21 protein-coding genes are annotated in these 17337 nt (G+C 63.1%); 12 read left to right on the top strand and 9 right to left on the bottom strand.

What is annotated here, in order from left to right:
- Positions 1-64: 64 nt before the first annotated feature.
- From phbB to ACPPVV_RS11050, 7 genes are all read right to left on the bottom strand, one after another.
- Positions 65-826 carry an acetoacetyl-CoA reductase gene (gene phbB, locus ACPPVV_RS11080; RefSeq protein ID WP_426699947.1) on the bottom strand — a complete coding sequence of 254 codons (762 nt, stop codon included), beginning with the start codon at positions 824-826 and terminating at the stop codon, positions 65-67.
- Between the two features lie 130 nt (positions 827-956).
- Positions 957-1454, bottom strand: coding sequence for a polyhydroxyalkanoate synthesis repressor PhaR (gene phaR, locus ACPPVV_RS11075; protein ID WP_426699946.1), 498 nt, complete (start codon positions 1452-1454; stop codon positions 957-959).
- An 81-nt stretch (positions 1455-1535) separates the two neighbouring features.
- Positions 1536-3101 carry a DHA2 family efflux MFS transporter permease subunit gene (locus ACPPVV_RS11070; protein ID WP_426699945.1) on the bottom strand — a complete coding sequence of 522 codons (1566 nt, stop codon included), beginning with the start codon at positions 3099-3101 and terminating at the stop codon, positions 1536-1538.
- An 8-nt stretch (positions 3102-3109) separates the two neighbouring features.
- Positions 3110-4315, bottom strand: a complete 1206-nt coding sequence (locus ACPPVV_RS11065; RefSeq protein ID WP_426699944.1) for an HlyD family efflux transporter periplasmic adaptor subunit — start codon at positions 4313-4315, stop codon at positions 3110-3112.
- Positions 4302-5792 carry an efflux transporter outer membrane subunit gene (locus ACPPVV_RS11060; RefSeq protein ID WP_426699943.1) on the bottom strand — a complete coding sequence of 497 codons (1491 nt, stop codon included), beginning with the start codon at positions 5790-5792 and terminating at the stop codon, positions 4302-4304. Before ACPPVV_RS11060 ends, ACPPVV_RS11065 begins: the two co-directional genes overlap by 14 nt.
- Before the next feature lie 11 nt (positions 5793-5803).
- Complete coding sequence (locus ACPPVV_RS11055; RefSeq protein ID WP_426699942.1) at positions 5804-6328, bottom strand: MarR family winged helix-turn-helix transcriptional regulator; 525 nt, start codon at positions 6326-6328, stop codon at positions 5804-5806.
- A 92-nt stretch (positions 6329-6420) separates the two neighbouring features.
- Positions 6421-7194, bottom strand: a complete 774-nt coding sequence (locus ACPPVV_RS11050; RefSeq protein WP_426699941.1) for a TatD family hydrolase — start codon at positions 7192-7194, stop codon at positions 6421-6423.
- Between the two features lie 189 nt (positions 7195-7383).
- Here ACPPVV_RS11050 and ACPPVV_RS11045 point away from each other — a divergent pair, with 189 nt between their 5' ends.
- Together ACPPVV_RS11045 and ACPPVV_RS11040 are read left to right on the top strand one after the other, a co-directional pair.
- A complete protein-coding gene (locus ACPPVV_RS11045) occupies positions 7384-7980 on the top strand; it encodes a glycine zipper 2TM domain-containing protein (RefSeq protein ID WP_426703221.1) in 597 nt (198 codons plus the stop codon).
- Between the two features lie 33 nt (positions 7981-8013).
- Positions 8014-8502 (top strand): glycine zipper 2TM domain-containing protein, encoded by a 489-nt coding sequence (locus ACPPVV_RS11040; RefSeq protein WP_426699940.1) that lies wholly within the window; start codon positions 8014-8016, stop codon positions 8500-8502.
- Positions 8503-8601: 99 nt separating this feature from the next.
- Here ACPPVV_RS11040 and ACPPVV_RS11035 read toward each other — a convergent pair whose 3' ends face one another.
- Together ACPPVV_RS11035 and ACPPVV_RS11030 are read right to left on the bottom strand one after the other, a co-directional pair.
- A complete protein-coding gene (locus tag ACPPVV_RS11035; RefSeq protein WP_426699939.1) occupies positions 8602-9036 on the bottom strand; it encodes a cell wall hydrolase in 435 nt (144 codons plus the stop codon).
- Positions 9037-9509: 473 nt separating this feature from the next.
- Positions 9510-10310, bottom strand: coding sequence for a YgfZ/GcvT domain-containing protein (locus tag ACPPVV_RS11030; protein ID WP_426699938.1), 801 nt, complete (start codon positions 10308-10310; stop codon positions 9510-9512).
- Between the two features lie 116 nt (positions 10311-10426).
- Between ACPPVV_RS11030 and ACPPVV_RS11025 the strand changes: the two genes are divergently transcribed.
- From ACPPVV_RS11025 to lolD, 10 genes are all read left to right on the top strand, one after another.
- Positions 10427-10594 (top strand): DUF1674 domain-containing protein, encoded by a 168-nt coding sequence (locus ACPPVV_RS11025; RefSeq protein WP_426699937.1) that lies wholly within the window; start codon positions 10427-10429, stop codon positions 10592-10594.
- An 89-nt stretch (positions 10595-10683) separates the two neighbouring features.
- Positions 10684-11079 carry a succinate dehydrogenase, cytochrome b556 subunit gene (gene sdhC / locus ACPPVV_RS11020; protein WP_426699936.1) on the top strand — a complete coding sequence of 132 codons (396 nt, stop codon included), beginning with the start codon at positions 10684-10686 and terminating at the stop codon, positions 11077-11079.
- The gene (gene sdhD, locus ACPPVV_RS11015) at positions 11076-11480 is read left to right on the top strand and encodes a succinate dehydrogenase, hydrophobic membrane anchor protein (protein ID WP_426699935.1); all 405 of its coding nucleotides are present in this window, start codon (positions 11076-11078) and stop codon (positions 11478-11480) included. Before sdhC ends, sdhD begins: the two co-directional genes overlap by 4 nt.
- A 39-nt stretch (positions 11481-11519) precedes the next feature.
- Complete coding sequence (gene sdhA / locus ACPPVV_RS11010; RefSeq protein WP_426703220.1) at positions 11520-13307, top strand: succinate dehydrogenase flavoprotein subunit; 1788 nt, start codon at positions 11520-11522, stop codon at positions 13305-13307.
- A 61-nt stretch (positions 13308-13368) separates the two neighbouring features.
- Positions 13369-14151: a succinate dehydrogenase iron-sulfur subunit gene (locus ACPPVV_RS11005; RefSeq protein ID WP_426699934.1), complete on the top strand. Its 783-nt coding sequence runs from the start codon at positions 13369-13371 to the stop codon at positions 14149-14151.
- A gap of 32 nt (positions 14152-14183) precedes the next feature.
- On the top strand, positions 14184-14504 hold the full coding sequence (locus ACPPVV_RS11000; protein ID WP_426699933.1) for a hypothetical protein: 321 nt from the start codon (positions 14184-14186) through the stop codon (positions 14502-14504).
- Positions 14501-14749, top strand: a complete 249-nt coding sequence (locus ACPPVV_RS10995) for a succinate dehydrogenase assembly factor 2 (protein WP_426699932.1) — start codon at positions 14501-14503, stop codon at positions 14747-14749. Before ACPPVV_RS11000 ends, ACPPVV_RS10995 begins: the two co-directional genes overlap by 4 nt.
- Positions 14721-15158, top strand: a complete 438-nt coding sequence (locus tag ACPPVV_RS10990; RefSeq protein WP_426699931.1) for a protein YgfX — start codon at positions 14721-14723, stop codon at positions 15156-15158. Before ACPPVV_RS10995 ends, ACPPVV_RS10990 begins: the two co-directional genes overlap by 29 nt.
- Positions 15159-15255: 97 nt before the next feature.
- Positions 15256-16497, top strand: coding sequence for a lipoprotein-releasing ABC transporter permease subunit (locus ACPPVV_RS10985; protein ID WP_426699930.1), 1242 nt, complete (start codon positions 15256-15258; stop codon positions 16495-16497).
- A complete protein-coding gene (gene lolD, locus ACPPVV_RS10980) occupies positions 16490-17218 on the top strand; it encodes a lipoprotein-releasing ABC transporter ATP-binding protein LolD (RefSeq protein WP_426699929.1) in 729 nt (242 codons plus the stop codon). Before ACPPVV_RS10985 ends, lolD begins: the two co-directional genes overlap by 8 nt.
- Positions 17219-17337: the final 119 nt, after the last annotated feature.

Below are 17337 nucleotides of genomic sequence, written 5' to 3'. Positions count from 1 at the left end.
GGAGGGAATCCGCCCACTGTTCCGCAAGCGGCGCGCGACTGCAATCCCGCGCTGCCGGAATCGCCTAGAAACTCATGAAATATCCGCCGTTCACCGGCAGGTTCACGCCGGTGAGATAGCCGGCGTCGTCGGCAGCCAGAAAGGCCACTGCGCGGGCGATGTCGGCAGGCGAACCGAGTCGGCCGACCGGAATGCCCGCAATGATCTGCGCGCGGATCTCGTCCGGCACGGCGGCGACCATGGGCGTGTCGCAGTAACCGGGCGAGACGGTGTTGACGGTGACGCCCTTGCGGGCGGTCTCGCGTGCCAATGCCATGCTGAAACCGTGCACACCCGCCTTGGCGGCGGAATAATTGGTCTGGCCGAACTGGCCGGTCTGGCCGTTCACCGAGCTGATGTTGACGATGCGACCGAAGCCTCGCACGGTCATGCCCTCGACCACGTGGCGGCACATGTTGAACACTCCGTCCAGATTCACCCGCATCAGCTCCTGCCACTGCTGCTGCGTCATCTTGCGCAGGCTGGCATCCCGCGTGATGCCAGCGGCGTTGACCAGGATATCGACGCTGCCATGCTGTTGTTCGAGGCGGGCGACCAGTTGCTGGCAGCCGTCGAAGTCGCTGACGTCGGCCGGCTCGAACGCGATGGCACCGTCGAAGCCCGCGATATCATCCTTGAACGTTGCCACGCGATCTTCGCGCGAGGCCAGGTCCAGCGCGATCACCCGCCGTCCGGCCTGGGCCAGCTGGCGGCAGATTTCCGTACCGAGACCGCCGATGCCGCCGGTGACCAGCGCGACACGTGGATGAGGGGTGGCCTGGCTCATGGGCGATGCGTCCACTGACTCGATCATGCCGCAGGGCAGCACATGTTGTGCTGCAGCGGTCAAATCGGGGAAAACGGGGGAAAGACTTATAGAGACGGCGCGTGGTTGGGCGCCGTCGGCCGAGCTGGATTCAGCCGGATTTCTTGCCGCTGCGGCCACTGGCGCCTGGCGTCGGGATAACCTGGGCGGCGGTGTCCATCAGCCCGCGCTGCATGGCCTGGAACGCGGCCAGGTTGCGCTCGGTCAGGTCAGTGAGTGTGTTCCACGGGGTCTGTCCCATCAGGCTGTTGAGCTGGCTGCGGAACTGCGTCTGCTGATCGAGAAACACCTGCAGGCTCTGCTCCAGGTAGGGTCCCATGAAACCCTGCAGCGAATTGCCGTAGAAACGGATGATCTGGCTGAGCAGCTGCGGCGACAGCATCGGCTGCCCCTTGTCCTCATGCTCGGAGATGATCTGCAGCAAGACCGAACGGGTCAGGTCTTCACCGCTCTTGGCGTCGCGGACTTCGAAATCCTCGTTGTCCAGGACCAGCTGGCGGACTTCCTCCAGCGTGATGTAGCTGGAAATTTCCGTGTCGTAGAGACGCCGGTTCGGGTACTTCTTGATAGTGCGTTTTGTTTGTGCCATGCGGCGAACGCTAGCAGAAGATATTGCGCCGCACCAGCCAAGGCCGGGTGTTCATGCTGCAGCCACCGGCTGCAGCATTCCTCAATGACCGGTCGCGCCGCCGGCGCTGCCGAACGGCGGTTTGGCGAACCACAGCACCGGAATCAGCAGCACGAACAGAATGGCGCAGGCCCAGAACACGTCGTTCACCGCCAGTGTCAGTGCTTCGCGTGTCAGCAACTGGTCGATTACGCCCAGACTTTGCGTGTGCGAAAGTCCGCTATGCGATAGCTGGCCGATGAACTCGGTCGCTGCAGGGTGGCCGGGGCTGACGTACTCGGTCAGGGCGGCATGATGGGTCTCGCCGCGATGCTGCCACAGGGTCACCATGATCGCGGTCGACACGCTGGAGCCGATCGTGCGGCAAAAGTTGGACAGGCCCGAGGCGCTGGCGATCTGGTCCACCGGCAGGCCCGACAGGTAGACCTGGTTCAGCGGAATGAAGAAGCACGGGATCGCCAGGCCCATCACGAACCGAGGCACCACCAAGGTGGCGAACGAGGCCGAGCTGTCGAAGGTGGAGAACCACCAGGCGGTACCGGCGAACACCAGGAACGCGAACGTCACCACAGCGCGCAGATCCAGTCTGTCCATGTTCTTGCCCAGAATCGGCGCAATCAGGAACGCCAGCACGCCGACCGGCGCCGTGGCCAGGCCGGCCCAGGTGGCGGTGTAACCCAGCGTGATCTGCAGCCACAGCGGAAACACGACGTTGATGCCGAAGAACGCGAACATGCCCAGCGAGAGACTGATCACGCCAACCGTGAAGTTGCGCTGTTTGAACAGCGACAGATCCACTACCGGATGCTTCGCGTGCAGCTCCCACACGATCAGGAAAGTGAGGCAGATCACCGCGACGAGGCCCAGCGCCAGGATCATCGGCGAGGAGAACCAGTCGTGGTCGTTGCCGTTGTCCAGCATGAATTGCAAGGCGCCCACGCCGACCACCAGCAACAACAGGCCGATCATGTCGATCGGTGCCTTGTAGGTCTTCGTCTCGCGCTTGCGCAGCAGGCCCCAGGTGATCACTGCGGCAGCCAGGCCCACCGGCAGGTTGATGTAGAAAATCCACGGCCACGAGAAATTGTCGGTCAGCCAGCCACCGAGGATCGGGCCGAAGATCGGTGCCACCACCACCGTCATCGCCCACAATGCCAGCGCGGTGCCCTGTTTCTCCTTTGGATAGTTCGACAGCAGCAGGGTCAGCGACAGCGCCACCATCGGACCGGAACCGGCGCCCTGCAGCAATCGGCCGATCACCAGCATCGGCATGCTGGTGGCCAGGCCGCACAGCATCGAGAAGATCACGAACATCAACACCGAACCGACGAAGGTCTTCACCTCGCCGAAGCGGCGCGCCAGCCAGCCGGTCAACGGCTGCATGATCGCGCTGGCCAGCGCGTAGGAGCTGATCGTCCAGGTGCCTTCGCTGGGGCTCACGCCGAGGCTGCCGGCGATGTGCGGCACCGCGACGTTGACGATCGTCATGTCCAGCACCTCCATGAAGGTGCTGAACGCGACGGCGATGGTGAGCAGCGCCAGCGGGCCGCCATGCAGCGGCTTCAGCGGGGCGGCGTCGGAGGTAGTGTCATTCGGCGTGGCGGCCATGGTTCGGCTCAGTTCGCAGCGGTGCGAGGCAGGTTGGCTTGAATGATTTGCTCTGCTTCCGCATCGGCCTTGCTGGCCATCTGGTCGTAAACGTCGGTCTGGGCCACCGGTGGCTGCGTGGAGGTGTTGGCCAGCACGCTGCCCTGGTCATTGTGGATGTCGACGGTGACGTCGGTGGACAGGCCGATGCGCAGCGGATGCTTGTCCAGTTCCTTGTTGTCCAGCGCAATGCGCACCGGCACGCGTTGCACCACCTTGATCCAGTTGCCGGTGGCGTTCTGCGCCGGCAGCAGCGAGAACACGCTGCCGGTACCTGCGCCAAGGCCGATCACCTTGCCGTGATACTCGGCATCGCTGCCGTAGAGGTCGGACACCACCTTCGCGGGTTGGCCGATGCGGATATGCCGCAACTGGCTTTCCTTGAAGTTCGCGTCGATCCACAGGTCGTGCAGCGGCACCACGGTCATCAGCTGCTGGCCGGGCTGCACGCTGTTGCCCAGCTGCACGCTGCGCTCGGCCACATAGCCGGACACCGGCGCATAGATCGTGTTGCGCTGTGCGGCGACCCAGGCGGCACGGAAATTCGCGCGGGCCTGCATCACCACCGGGTTTTGCGCCACATCGGTGCCTTCGATCGCGGCATGTGCGGCGGCCGACTGCGCCTCGGCGGCACTCACGGCGGCGCGCGCTTGCTCCACGCCATCGCGCAGGTGCTGCACGATTTCGGGGGATTCCGCATGGGCGGTGATCAGCGGCAATCGACGCTTGAGGTCGGCCTCGGCTTTCTTGAGTTCCAGCCTGGCATTGACGACCTGCGCGTCGGCGCTACTGGCCGAGCTGGTCTGCTGGCGTACACCGCGCACGGACTGCGCCAGCGCGCTGCGTGCCTGTTGCAGACGCGTGTCGGCATCGGTGCGGTCCAGTTTCACCAGCACCTGGCCGGCCTCGACGTGTTGCGTGTCGTCGGCGAGGATCGCCACCACTGTCCCTGGCACCTGTGTCGAAATCGCCACCTGGTTGCCGCCAACATAGGCGTTGTCGGTCTTCATCCGGGTCGACAGCACGAAGAACCACAGCAGGAACCACAGAAGTCCGGCCAGGACGAAGATGCCGGCCACGATCAGCAACGTACGCCGACGCTTGGCGGGATCCTTCGCGGCCATGCCGCTGTCATTGGTGTCGGCAGACGACTTGTCCGATTCAGTGGCGCTCATGATGGGCGGCTCCGGCGGTATCAGAAGGGGAAGAGGATGAGGTTGGGGTGTTCGGCGGCGTGGCAGTCTGGTAACCGCCACCGAGTGCCTTGATCAGCGAAAGATCGGTACTCAAGGCCTGTGCTTGCAACTGAACCGCGGCGTCGCGCTGTTGCAGCAACTGCGCCTCTGCTCCGAGGCTTTCGCGGGCATCGCGCACACCTTGTCGTTCACGTGCCTGCGCGTTGGCCAGCAGTCGCTGGTCGGCATCGAGTTGCGTTTGCTGTTCGTGCTGGCGTGCGGCGACCTGCTCGGCGCTGAGTGCCTGTGTGGACACCTCGCGGGCAGCGGCCAGCACGGTGCTGTTGTACTGGGCCACCGCGGCGTCGAGACTGGCCTTGCTCACGCCATAGTTGGCCTGCAGCGAGCCGCCTTCGAAGATCGGTAGATGCAACGCGGGAGTCAGTGCGAATGTACGGCTTCCGGCGGTGAACAGTTTGCCCATGTCGATGCTGGAGAGGCCGGCCAGCGCGGTGAGGCTGATGTCGGGGAAAAACTCGGCACGTGCCGCGTCAGTCTGCTTCAACGCCGCTTCGACCTGCCAACGGCTGGCGGCGATGTCAGGACGGCGGGCAATGAGGTCGAGGCCGCTGTTCGCCGGCAGGCCGCGTTCGACGATCGGCAATGGCCGGGGCTTGAGCTCAGGCAACTGCGCGGGCGACATGCCGAGCAGGGAAGCGAGCGCGGCGCGGCGGATCTTTGCGGACCCATCGAGTGCTACGCGCATTTCGCGCACGGCCGCGAGTTGTGCCAAGGCCTTCTGTGACTCGTCAGGCAGATCGACGCCTTGGCGCACGCGAAGCTCGGCGATGTGGGTGAATTGTTGCTGGGTGGCAAGCAATTGATCGGTCAGCTGCAGACGCGCCTGGTCGGCTTGCCAACCGAAGTAGGTGTCGGCCACGGCGTACTGGATGGTCAGCGCAGCAGCACTGCGCTGCGCCTCGGCGGCGTGGGCCTGGTCCAGGGCTGCCTCCACCGTCGCGCGTTTCTTGCCCCACCAGTCGAAGTCGTATTGCAGCTGCACGCCGAGATCGGCCTGGTTGTACCAGGAGAAGCCGAGGAACTGGCTGGGGATCAGCCCATGGTCGCTCATCCGCTGACGTGCTATCTGCGCATTGCCGTTGATCGACAGGCCAAGCTGCGCCGCAGCGAGCCGCGCCGACTGTTCGGCGTTCTGCACGCGACTCTGTGCCAGCGCGAGGTCCGGCGACTCCTGCATCGCACGGCCCATCAGGTCATTCAGTTGCGGATCGTCATAGTGACGCCACCACTGTGCCTCGGGCCAACCGGCCCGTGTGGGCGCCTCCAGTCCGGCGAGCGGCACGTCGTCGCGTAGCGTGGGTGTGCCGAGCCTGGCCGGGGCAGTGGCGCAGGCCGCCAGCACCAGTGTCGTCGCCGCGGCCAGCGCAATGCGTCCGCGGAACAGGACATGCTTCATCGGAGCTTCCTTCATGAGTGACGGTTTTCGCTCAGTTGATCGAGGTTGCCGGCCAACTTGCGCAGCAGGCGGCTGAACTGCCGCTTGTCGGTATCGCTGAAGCCGGCGAACATGGTCGCGACACGCGGAAACATCGGCGGCAGCATCTTTTGCACGAAACGCCGTCCAGCGGGCGTGATGCGGATCAGTACGCGGCGGCGATCTTCCTCGCTGGCACCGCGTGTGATCAGCCCGCGCTTCACCAGCGCGTTGGCGATGCGTGTCATGTTGGTTGCGCCCTGGGTGGCGTACTCGCACAGTTCGCCCGGCGTGGAACTGCCGTCGGGTCGGCTGTACAGGATCATCAAGGTCAGGAATTCGCTGTGGTTGAGCTTGTGCGGCTTGAGTTTGAATTCGAGCTCTTCCTCAAGACCACCTCCCATCATCAGCATGAGCCGGCACAGGCGTGCCTCGACCGCGGGCATTTGCGGAATGATCTGGCTCACCCGTCCAATGCCTTCGTCCATCATCGTGATGCAATCTGTCAAGCGAGCCATTTCACTGATTTATAATTCATCGGTGAAATAAATATAACAAGCGCATGAGGCCGCGTGCAAGCGCGGATTCATGTGGCGCGGCAGTAGCTGCCTCAGCAGTCGCCGAGACTGAAGAGGCGACGCGCGTTGGCGGTGGTTGCGGCGGCAATGTCTGTTTCGGACTCCCCGCGAAGGGCGGCGATGCAGCGAAGCACCTCGACGATCCGCGCCGGCTCGTTGCGTTCGCCGCGATGCGCGGCATCCGGCTGATCCGGGGCGTCGCTTTCCAGCAGCAGGAACTCGATCGGCATCGTCGCCACAATGCGTCGCAAACGTTGTGCGCGCGGGTAGGTCACCGGGCCGCCGATGCCGAGATGAAAGCCGATCTTCCACAGTTGTCCCGCCTGCTGCTCACTGCCCGAGAAGCTGTGCACCACGCCGCGCAGGCTGCCGGTTCGGCGCAGGGTCAGGCTCACTTCTTCCAGGGCGTCTCGCGCATGGACAATCACTGGCAATTGCCGCTCGCGGGCAATTTCCAATTGCTGAGTGAAGTACATGCGCTGCAGTTCGTGGTCGAGACCGTCGACATGGAAATCCAGTCCGATCTCGCCGACAGCGACCACCGGGTTGTCCTCCAGCCATGAAGACAATGCCTCGACATGTGCCGGCGCATGGTGCGATAGAAACATGGGGTGCAACCCGTAAGCGGGATGCACCCCCGCATGATTTGCGCAAAGCGTCCTGATCCGTGGCCAGCTGTCGGCGTCGATGGCCGGAACGACCATGGTTGCGACGCCAGCCTGATGGGCACGCGCCAAAACCGCATCGCGATCGGCGGCGAAGGCGGCATCATCGAGATGGACGTGGCTGTCGACGAGTGTGGACATGATGCGGTTCCGTGCACTGCAAGAGATTTCTGCGACCTGTACGTGAAGATAATGTCACGACTGCGAGCTAGCTCCGATTCAGTTGGACGAAGGTCCAATGATGGCGCAGGTTATTGCGGTGCACTGCAGTACGCTTGGGGCAGCACCCTTGAAGAAAAAACAGAGGAGAGGATCGTGAAGAACAGATTGATGACCAATGTACTCAATATCGCCATCGCCGCAGCACTGGCGACGGGCCTGGCGGCCTGTAACCGCAATGCGGATGCGGGCGCGAACGGCGCGGCAGCAACCCTCAGCGCGGATGCCGGGACCAATGCCGGCAGTGCCAGTGCCGATAACGGAGTGAAGTACGCCAAGGTCGTAAGTGTCGACCCGGTACGTTCGACGGCGAACAATCCCAAACAGGTCTGTCACGACGAGACGGTGACGCACACCGCGCCTCCGAAAGACCAGCATCGCATCGCCGGTACTGCGATCGGCGCGGTGGCGGGTGGACTGCTCGGCAACCAGGTGGGTGGTGGCAAGGGCAAGACCCTGGCGACGTTGGCTGGCGCCGTTGGCGGCGGCTATGCGGGCAACCGCATCGAGGCCAGCCGTCAGAAGGGCCAGGTGACGACGTCGGTCGAGCGCAAATGCAGCACGGTCAACAACACCAGCAGCAAGGTTGTCGGCTACGACGTACGTTACGTCTACAACGGCGTCACCCGGACGGTCCGCATGGATCACGATCCGGGCGACAGGGTGCAGGTGCAGGAAGGTGTGACGGCTGTATCCGACGCTCACTGATGCAACAGGCCCACTGAGAAGGAAACGACTCCCATGAATGCACTGACTGGAAAATTTGCCCTTGCTGCGGCAATGACGGCTGGCCTTGCTCTGGCAGGTTGTGCCACGGCGCCGTACGGCAACAATTACAATCGTGGTTATCAGGGCCAGCAGAACGGTTATGGAAACCGCAACGTTCGTTGCCAGACCTGCGGCGTGGTGCAGGATGTGCAGCAGGTTTATACCAGCGGCAACAACGGTAACGGCACGCTTGGCGCCATCATCGGTGCGGTTGCCGGTGGCGTGCTGGGAAACCAGGTCGGCAAGGGCGATGGCCGCAAGGCAGCTACGGTGGCCGGAGCATTGGCCGGCGGGGTGGTGGGCAATCAGGTCGGCAAGCGCAATGGCGGTAGCGATGCGGCATGGCGCATCGTCGTGCGGCTGGACAACGGTCAGTATGCGACCGTGACACAGCGCGAGGATGCCGGTGTCCGCAACGGTGACTATGTGGAGGTTCGCGGCGACCACGTCTACGCACGTTGATCTTGTTGATTTATATGGACGTCCATACGTATGGACGTCCAAAACAAAAGTGGCCCTCATGCGAGGGCCATTTTTATGTGCGATTGTCCGGTTACTGCATCAGTTCACTGCATAAAAGGCATGTTCGCCGATGGTTACGCTGGGACGGTTGCGCGACCAGGCGGGTGAGATCGATGTGGTGGCGAAATGGTCGGCGCGCGGCACCAGCATGCGTCGCTGCGCCAACGGCAGCTGCCAGTTGTGGATCGACCGTCCAGCGACTTTCCATGCCTTGTTGAAGGCATCCAGGTTGGTGAGCTCGAACGTGCCGGGTGTGGTGGTGGTCGCGAATTGATGCGGCGAGGTCACCACCTTGCATACCGTGGTGCCCCACTGGCCGCGGTCGCGGCGTCGCAGTGCAACCTCGGCCACTGCAAGCTGACCATTGGTCGACTCGCTTCGGGCCTCCAGGTAAACCGTGGTGGCCAGGCAGGCCTGGTCGGCAACAGGCTGGGGCATCAATGTCGTCAGCCACAACAGCATGGAAAGTTTCATGGTTCTGCCTCCAACGTGCTGTACGCGCAAAGCCTGACTGCAGCTTCGTGCGCCGTTGCGGTGGACGGGCGGGCAGGCCGTTCCACCTGGATCTATCGCCTTGACCGAAACTTGTGGTCAGGCGCTTTGCCACGGGATTGTGGCGGGGCGAACGACGGTTGGTTTCCGTTGCTCGGGGGATTGGTTCCGGTCGGGCGTTGCGCGGCTGCTTCGGCCGTGTTGCCTTCGACTGCTACGCACTCGTTGGTTGCGAGGCGTTGTTCCATCCGGCGGTGTGGCTGCCGGGTCGCGCCGATTCGGATTCTTCCGGTTCGTCGCGTACTTCGGCATCCTTTTTTTTGGATGCCGCGTCAATTGATCGGCGGAGCCTAGTGGCGGAGTGCGCCGGTGGCAAGTGCCGAGTGGTGCAAGTTTAGCTGACGCTCACAGTTCATTGACCGTCCTGACAACCAAGTCACACTCGTTCTTGCGACTCACGCCGGCCAGGATGCACGCGGATGGATGGCGATGTTGTTGTCGAGCGCATACGAACGATCGCTGTCAGCTTGCGCTGCGAAGTCATCGTTCAACACCACCAGCGCGTCGACGCCACTGTCTGTTGCGATCACGTCAAGTACGCAACCGACGTCGCGACCATCGCGACGCAGCACATCGCCGATGTCTGCTGCTTGCGACAATGTGACGCTGTGCAGGTGGCGTTTGTGGCCGCCGCGAAAATGCAGCCGCGCGACAATTTCCTGTCCGGGATAACAACCCTTGTCGATGGCGACTGCGTGCAGGCGCTGCAGCGACAATGCGCCAGGCAGCAATTCAATGAGCAGATGCGACGCAAGCCACGGCCAGCCGGCGTGCAGTTGTGGCAATCGCCACGCGTTATCGCCGGTTCCCACGGTGACAATCATGCTGTGCGTGCTGCAACCAAGCGAAAGTATGTCGTCGCCATGAACGATGTCATGCAGAGGCAATGCCGGTCCGGTGGCAAGAGAGCGCGCTGGCAATGCAGTCAAGCTGAGTTTCGAACGGAACACGAAACGCTGCAGCTCCTGGACCATCGTCGTGGCATCTCCACCACGCAACAGAAGCAGGTATCGGTCGTCGGCGAGCCGGGCCAGATGAAAGAACGCGCGCACGCGACCCTTCGGATCGAGCCAGGCGCTGAATTGCCAATGGTCGACAGCGAGCGAGCTGACCTTGCTGCTGAACTGGGCGTGCGCGAACGCCGTGGCGTCGGGGCCTTCGAGCAACAGGGTTTCGGCAGGATGGGTTGTCGGCATATGACAGGTCGAGATAGGGGCGGATATCGGCAACACAAGTGGGGCGTGCGTTTCAAGTACAGTCGAGGTTGTGCTGCTTTGCCGCAAGTATTAACCTTTGCCGGCTTACAAAAATCATGTCCGACAACTCTTCCTCAGCCAAGTCCACACCCGCTTCCGTTTCGACGGAAACGACTGCCGTGCCTGCTCGCACGGAGCAAGACAAGCTGCCGGAGAAACGGCCGGTTCCTGATCCCACCCGCTACGGCGATTGGGAAAAGAACGGGCGCTGCATCGACTTCTGAACGACCGCATGGGTGCTCGTCGCCGATTGCGAATCTAGGGCAGGGAAGATGCGGCACGGATATCAGCGATTCCACTCAGGATAGCCGCCATGGCAGATACGCAACGACCGCTCTCCCCGCACCTCCAGGTCTACAAGTGGCAAGTGCAGATGATGAGTTCCATCCTGCATCGCGCCACCGGCATTGCGCTGGCTGTTGGCAGCCTCCTGGTGGTTGCCGGCCTGCTGCACCTTGCCGCCGGCGAAGAGAGTTTCAATCACTTCAAGGCCGTCATCGGTAGTCCGATCGGCACGATTCTGCTGATCGGCTGGAGCTGGTCGCTGTTCTATCACCTGTGCAACGGCATCCGTCACCTGGTCCAGGACGCCGGTTTCGGCTATGCGATCCCCCAGTTCGTGCGCTCCAGCTGGCTGTCGGTCATCGTCAGCATCGTCCTCACGGTGCTGGTGTGGGCTTACGTACTGACAGCCGGAGGTGCGGCATGAGCGCGAAGGACACGGTTGTGAAAGATCAGCGCAATCCCTTGAAGGTTGCCCGTGGCCTCGGCTCGTCCCAGTCCGGGGTGGAGCACTGGTGGAGTCAGCGGGTGACCGCCGTGGCGCTGGTATTGCTCGGTATCTGGTTCGTTGTCATCGTGTTGTGCCTGTTGCATGCCGACTACGCCACTGCGCGTGCCTGCGTCGCCAAGCCGTGGAACGCGCTACTGCTGATCGCCTTCGTGCTCACCATGTTCTGGCACGCCGTACTCGGCCTGCAGGTGGTGATCGAGGATTACGTGCATACCCGCTGGAAGGAAGTGGTCCTGATGGTGGCGATCAAGTTCCTCGCGGTGCTGGGCGCGCTGGCAAGCGTGCTCGCCGTTCTGCGCATTGCGCTGACCCCATAAGAATAGACGCGAGGCCGGGATTTCATGGAAAGCTCCAAGCTGGAAACTTACAAAGTCACGCAACACGACTATGACGTGATCGTGGTCGGTGCCGGCGGCGCGGGCCTGCGCGCCACCTTCGGCCTGGCCGAGAAGGGCCTCAAGGCCGCTTGCATCACCAAGGTATTCCCGACCCGCTCGCACACGGTGGCAGCGCAAGGCGGTATCTCCGCCGCGCTCGGCAACATGGGCGAGGACGACTGGCGCTTCCACTTCTATGACACCGTCAAGGGCGGCGACTGGCTGGGCGACCAGGACGCGATCGAATACATGTGCAAGAACGCACCGGCGGCGATCATCGAGCTGGAACATTACGGCGTGCCGTTCTCCCGCACCGAGGAAGGCAAGATCTACCAGCGTCCGTTCGGTGGCATGACCACGCATTACGGCAAGGGCACCGCACAGCGCACCTGCGCCGCGGCCGACCGCACCGGCCATGCGATCCTGCACACGTTGTACCAGCAGGCGCTGGCGCACGACGCGAGCTTCTTCATCGAATACTTCGCCATCGACCTGATCTTCGACGACGAGGGTGTCTGCCGTGGCGTGCTTGCGCTGGACATGAACGAGGGCACCCTGCATTTCTTCCGCGGTCAGGCCGTGGTGCTGGCGACCGGGGGTTACGGTCGCGCCTACTTCAGCGCCACCTCGGCGCATACCTGCACGGGCGACGGTGGTGGCATGGTGCTGCGCGCGGGCCTTGCGCTGCAGGACATGGAATTCGTGCAATTCCATCCCACCGGCATCTACGGTGCCGGCTGCCTGATCACCGAAGGCGTGCGCGGTGAAGGCGGCTATCTCACCAATGCCGAGGGCGAGCGCTTCATGGAGCGCTATGCGCCCAGCGCCAAGGATCTGGCTTCGCGCGACGTGGTCAGCCGCGCAATGACCATCGAGATCCGCGAGGGCCGCGGCGTCGGCGAGCAGAAGGACCATATCTTCCTGAACCTGATGCACCTCGGCCCCGAGGTAATCCACGAGCGGTTGCCGGGCATCGCCGAATCGGCACGCATCTTCGCCGGTGTGGACGTGACGAAGGAGCCGATCCCGGTATTGCCGACCGTGCACTACAACATGGGCGGTATCCCGACCAACTATCACGGTGAAGTCGTGCAGAAGCGCGGCGACGACGTAGACGCGGTGGTGCCGGGCCTGTTCGCGATCGGCGAAGCAGCCTGCGTCTCGGTGCATGGCGGCAACCGTCTGGGTTCCAATTCGTTGCTCGATCTGGTGGTGTTCGGCCGCGCGGTGGCACATCGCTGCGCCGAGCTGATCCAGCCGGGCGCGGCGCACAAGGATCTCCCGGCCAACGTGCTGGACCAGTCGCTGGCCCGCTTCGATGCCCTGCGCAACGCCAATGGCAGCACGTCGACGGCGGATATCCGCATGGCCATGCAACGCACCATGCAGAAGGACGCCGCGGTGTTCCGCACCGGCGAGACGCTGGCCGAAGGCAAGCAGAAAATCGCCGAAGTGTTCGGCATGTTCAAGAACGTCAAGGTCAGCGACCGTTCGCTGGTGTGGAACTCCGATCTGATCGAGACGCTGGAGTTGTCCAACCTGCTGTCGCAGGCGGTGGCCACGATGGACTCGGCCGAACAGCGGCTCGAGAGCCGCGGTGCGCAGGCGCGCGAGGACTATCCGGATCGTGACGACGTCAACTGGATGAAACACACCCTGGTATGGATCGACGAAGCCGGCAAGTCGCGCTTCGATTTCCGGCCGGTGCACATGAATCCGATGACCGACGAAGTCAAGGCCGTGCCGCCGGCGAAGCGGGTCTACTGAGCGTATCGAAAGCTGTCGGGGCCGTGGCCCCTCCTACACGAAGATTTGAAGGGTTCCGCACATGGCAGAGTTTTCGCTACCGAAGAATTCCAAGATCCAGCCGGGCAAGCACTACCCGGCCAAGGATGCGAAGAAGCCGCGTACCTTCCGCATCTACCGCTGGTCGCCGGACGACGGGCAGAACCCGCGCATCGACACTTACGAAGTCGATTTGGCCGCATGCGGTCCGATGGTCCTGGACGCGTTGCTGAAGATCAAGAACGAGATCGACCCCACACTGACCCTGCGCCGCTCCTGCCGCGAAGGCATTTGTGGTTCGTGCGCGATGAACATCGACGGCACCAATACGCTGGCCTGCACGCGCGCCATCGAGGAATGTGCTTCCGGCGACGTCAAGATCTATCCGCTGCCGCACATGCCGGTGGTGAAGGATCTGGTGCCCGACCTGACCCATTTCTACGCCCAGTTCGCCTCGATCAAACCGTGGTTGCGCACGCAGAGCCCGGCGCCTGACAAGGAGCGCCTGCAGTCGCCGGAGGAGCGCAAGAAGCTCGACGGTCTGTATGAGTGCATCCTGTGTGCCTGCTGTTCGACCAGCTGCCCGAGCTACTGGTGGAATGGCGACAAGTACCTGGGCCCGGCGATCCTGCTGCAGGCCTACCGCTGGATCGTCGACTCGCGCGACGAGGACACCGGTGCGCGCCTGGACGATCTGGAAGATCCGTTCAAGCTGTACCGCTGCCACACCATCATGAACTGCACGCGTACTTGTCCGAAGGGTCTGAATCCGGCCAAGGCGATTGCCGAGATCAAGAAGCTGATGGTGGAGCGGCGTTCGGCGTAGGTTTGCGTTTTCCAGCGAATAGGATGCTCGCCATGTTCAATCTGCTGTCCCTGCCACGTGCCTCATGGAAGACCCGGCTGGCTTTCTGCTTGTGGCTGGCTCTTGTCATCAGCTTGATGGTGCAACAGTGGCCGCATCGCCACGATGACCTGGCGATTGCACGGTGGATTGCGTGGTTTTTTCTTGTCAGCGGGGTTCTGTACCTGCCGAAACTGATGGTGGTCGTGCTGTTTGGGCGACTGCCCAAGGTTTATCAGCACATGTTCAAAGGATTGAACCGGACGCTGCCGCAGATCCATGCCGATTTCGCGCGTGAGCAGAGGGAGCAGCGCGAAAGGTCGCGCGAGTTGTGAACGACGCCCGTGTCAAACGCCTGCGCTGGCGCACCCGCCGTGGCACCCGTGAATTGGACGCCTTGTTTGGCGGCTGGCTGGACGAACGTTTTGCCAGCGCCGACGAGGCGCAACAACACGCATTCGACGAACTGCTCGACGCGCAGGACCCGGACCTGTGGGACTGGGTGATGGGCCACTCCCGTCCCGAGCGGGCGGACTGGCAGGCGATCATCGATGACATCCGCGCCCGCCATCGGCTTTGAATACCGGCCATCACGGCTGCTGCGCAGGGTGTTGTTCCTGGTCGCGGCGCTGGCGATGCTTGCCGTCGGGTTGAGCGCGCTGGGCATCGGGCTGAAGTTGATGCTGTTGACGGTGGTGCCACTGGCCACGTGGCATTCGGCGTACCAATTGGCCACGGGGCCGGTCGCCGCTGCCGGCCTGAGCGCCGACAACGCATGGACATTGCGTTTGATCGATCATGAAGACGTGCCCGCCACGTTGACTTCGTTCCGGGTACTTGGTGCGTTCGTGCTGTTGCGTCTGAAGACGGAGGAGCGGGGCGTGCAAGCGTTGTTGCTTGCACCGGACAACAGCGACGCGGATATCCGTCGCCGTCTGCGCATGCGGTTGGCGACCATGCAGCCGGGCGAGGCCTTGCAGCGGCTGTGATCCGGCGGCAACTTAGCGCGTCCAGCGCGGTCCCATCGAATACCTGATAATGGACGACCGGGCGCCCGCCCAGCGATCCCCCACAAGCGACCCGCCCATGTTTCGACCGCTCGAACTTTTCATCGGCCTGCGCTATACGCGCGCCAAGCGACGCAATCAGTTCATTTCGTTCATCTCCACCGTTTCGATCGTGTGCATCGCGATCAGCGTGATCGCGTTGATCACGGTGATGTCGGTGATGAACGGTTTTGACTACCAGATGCGTTCGCGCATTCTCGGCGCGATTTCGCACGCCACGGTTTCCGGTATCGGCGAAAGCGTGCAGGACTGGCCACAGGCATTGAAGGTCGCCGAAGCGAACCCGCATGTGCGCGGTGCCGCGCCGTATGTCGAGTCCGAGGCCATGCTGCTGGCACGTCGTTCCAGCGGCGCGCTGGTGCGCGGCATCGAGCCGACGCAGGAGCCGAAAGTCGTCGACATCAACAAGCACATGATCGACGGCAAGCTCGATGAGTTGACTCCCGGTAGCTGGAACATCGTTCTCGGCCGCGAGCTGGCGATGACGCTCGGCGTCGGCGTCGGCGACCGCGTGACCATGGCGGTGCAGCAGCTGCGCGCCACACCGATGGGCAGCGTGCCGCGGATGCGCAGCTTTCATGTGGTGGGCACGTTCGAACTGGGCATGGAGCAGTTCGACTCCGGCCTGGCCCTGGTCAATATGACGGATGCCGAAAAGCTCAACGACCTCAGCGGCCCGACCGGCATCCGCCTGCGCCTGGACGACCTGTTCAATGCGCGCCCGGTCGCTACCCAGCTCGCCAACCAGCTGGGCCAGGTCTACCGGGTGCAGACCTGGATGGACACCAACGCGAACCTGTTCGCTGCGTTGTCGATGGAAAAGATGGTGATGTTCATCATCCTGTCGCTGATCATCCTGGTCGCGGTGATCAACCTGATCTCGATGTTGATGATGCTGGTGACCGACAAGCAGGCCGACATCGCGATCCTGCGCACGCTGGGCTCCACGCCGCGCAGCATCATGGGCATGTTCATGGTGCAGGGCGTTCTGGTGGGCTTCGTGGGGATCGGTTTCGGCGTGGGGTTGGGCTCGCTGCTGTCATGGAAGTTGCCGGGGATCATCAAATGGATCGAGCACACCTTCCACGTCACCTTCCTGTCGCCCGACGTCTACTACATCAGCGAGGTGCCTAGCCGACTCGAGTGGCACGACGTGGGCTGGGTGGCGTTGCTCACCTTTACCTTCTCGCTGCTGGCCACCCTTTATCCCGCGTGGCGCGCATCGCGCACGCAGCCGGCGCAGGCATTGCGCTATGAATAAGACCGTCATGAACCCGAACGCTACCCATCAAGCTGGCGAAAACGTGCTGCGTGCCAGCCACGTCGCCAAGACCTACGACGAAGGCGGCTTGCGCACCGAGGTGCTGAGCGACGTCAGCTTTACCCTGAAGCGCGGCGAGACGATGGCGATCGTCGGCGCTTCCGGTTCGGGCAAGAGCACCTTGCTGCACATCATCGGTGGCCTGGACACGCTCACCGCCGGCGAAGTGGAGGTCGACGGTCGTGTGCTGTCGAAACTGTCCGATGCCGAACGTGGCCGCGTGCGCAATCGTTCGCTCGGCTTCATCTATCAGTTCCATCACCTGCTGCCCGAGTTCACCGCGCTGGAGAACGTGTGCATGCCGCTGCTGATCCGCGGCACGCCGATAGCCGAAGCCGAACAGCAAGCCGCGGCCCTGCTTGAGCGAGTCGGTCTGGGTGGGCGCACGCATCACAAACCATCCGAGCTGTCCGGCGGCGAGCGCCAGCGTTGCGCGGTGGCGCGAGCGCTGGTGACCAAGCCGGCCTGCGTGCTGGGTGACGAGCCTACCGGCAATCTCGACGAAGGCAACGCCGCACAGGTCTACGCCCTGATGCTGGAGCTCAACCACGAAATCGGCACCAGTTTCATCCTGGTCACCCACGACACACGCCTGGCGGCGCGGATGGATCGCACCCTGGTATTGCACAACGGCGTGCTGCAGGAAAGCCCGAGGGTCTGAGCGCTTGCTCCTGCTTGCAGGAGAGGCAAAGGGTCTTGGCGAGTAGCGCGTCCGCGATCCGCGCGGCGCACGCCTACGCATTTTTCATCTTCGTCGCCGCACCCGCCACGTTAGGCTCG

Origin of the sequence: Rhodanobacter sp. Col0626 (assembly GCF_049994385.1) — a bacterium.
In the GTDB taxonomy this organism is placed as follows: domain Bacteria; phylum Pseudomonadota; class Gammaproteobacteria; order Xanthomonadales; family Rhodanobacteraceae; genus Rhodanobacter.
The sequence above is the reverse complement of the archived record's forward strand: the minus strand, read 5'-3'. Positions and strand labels throughout refer to the sequence as shown.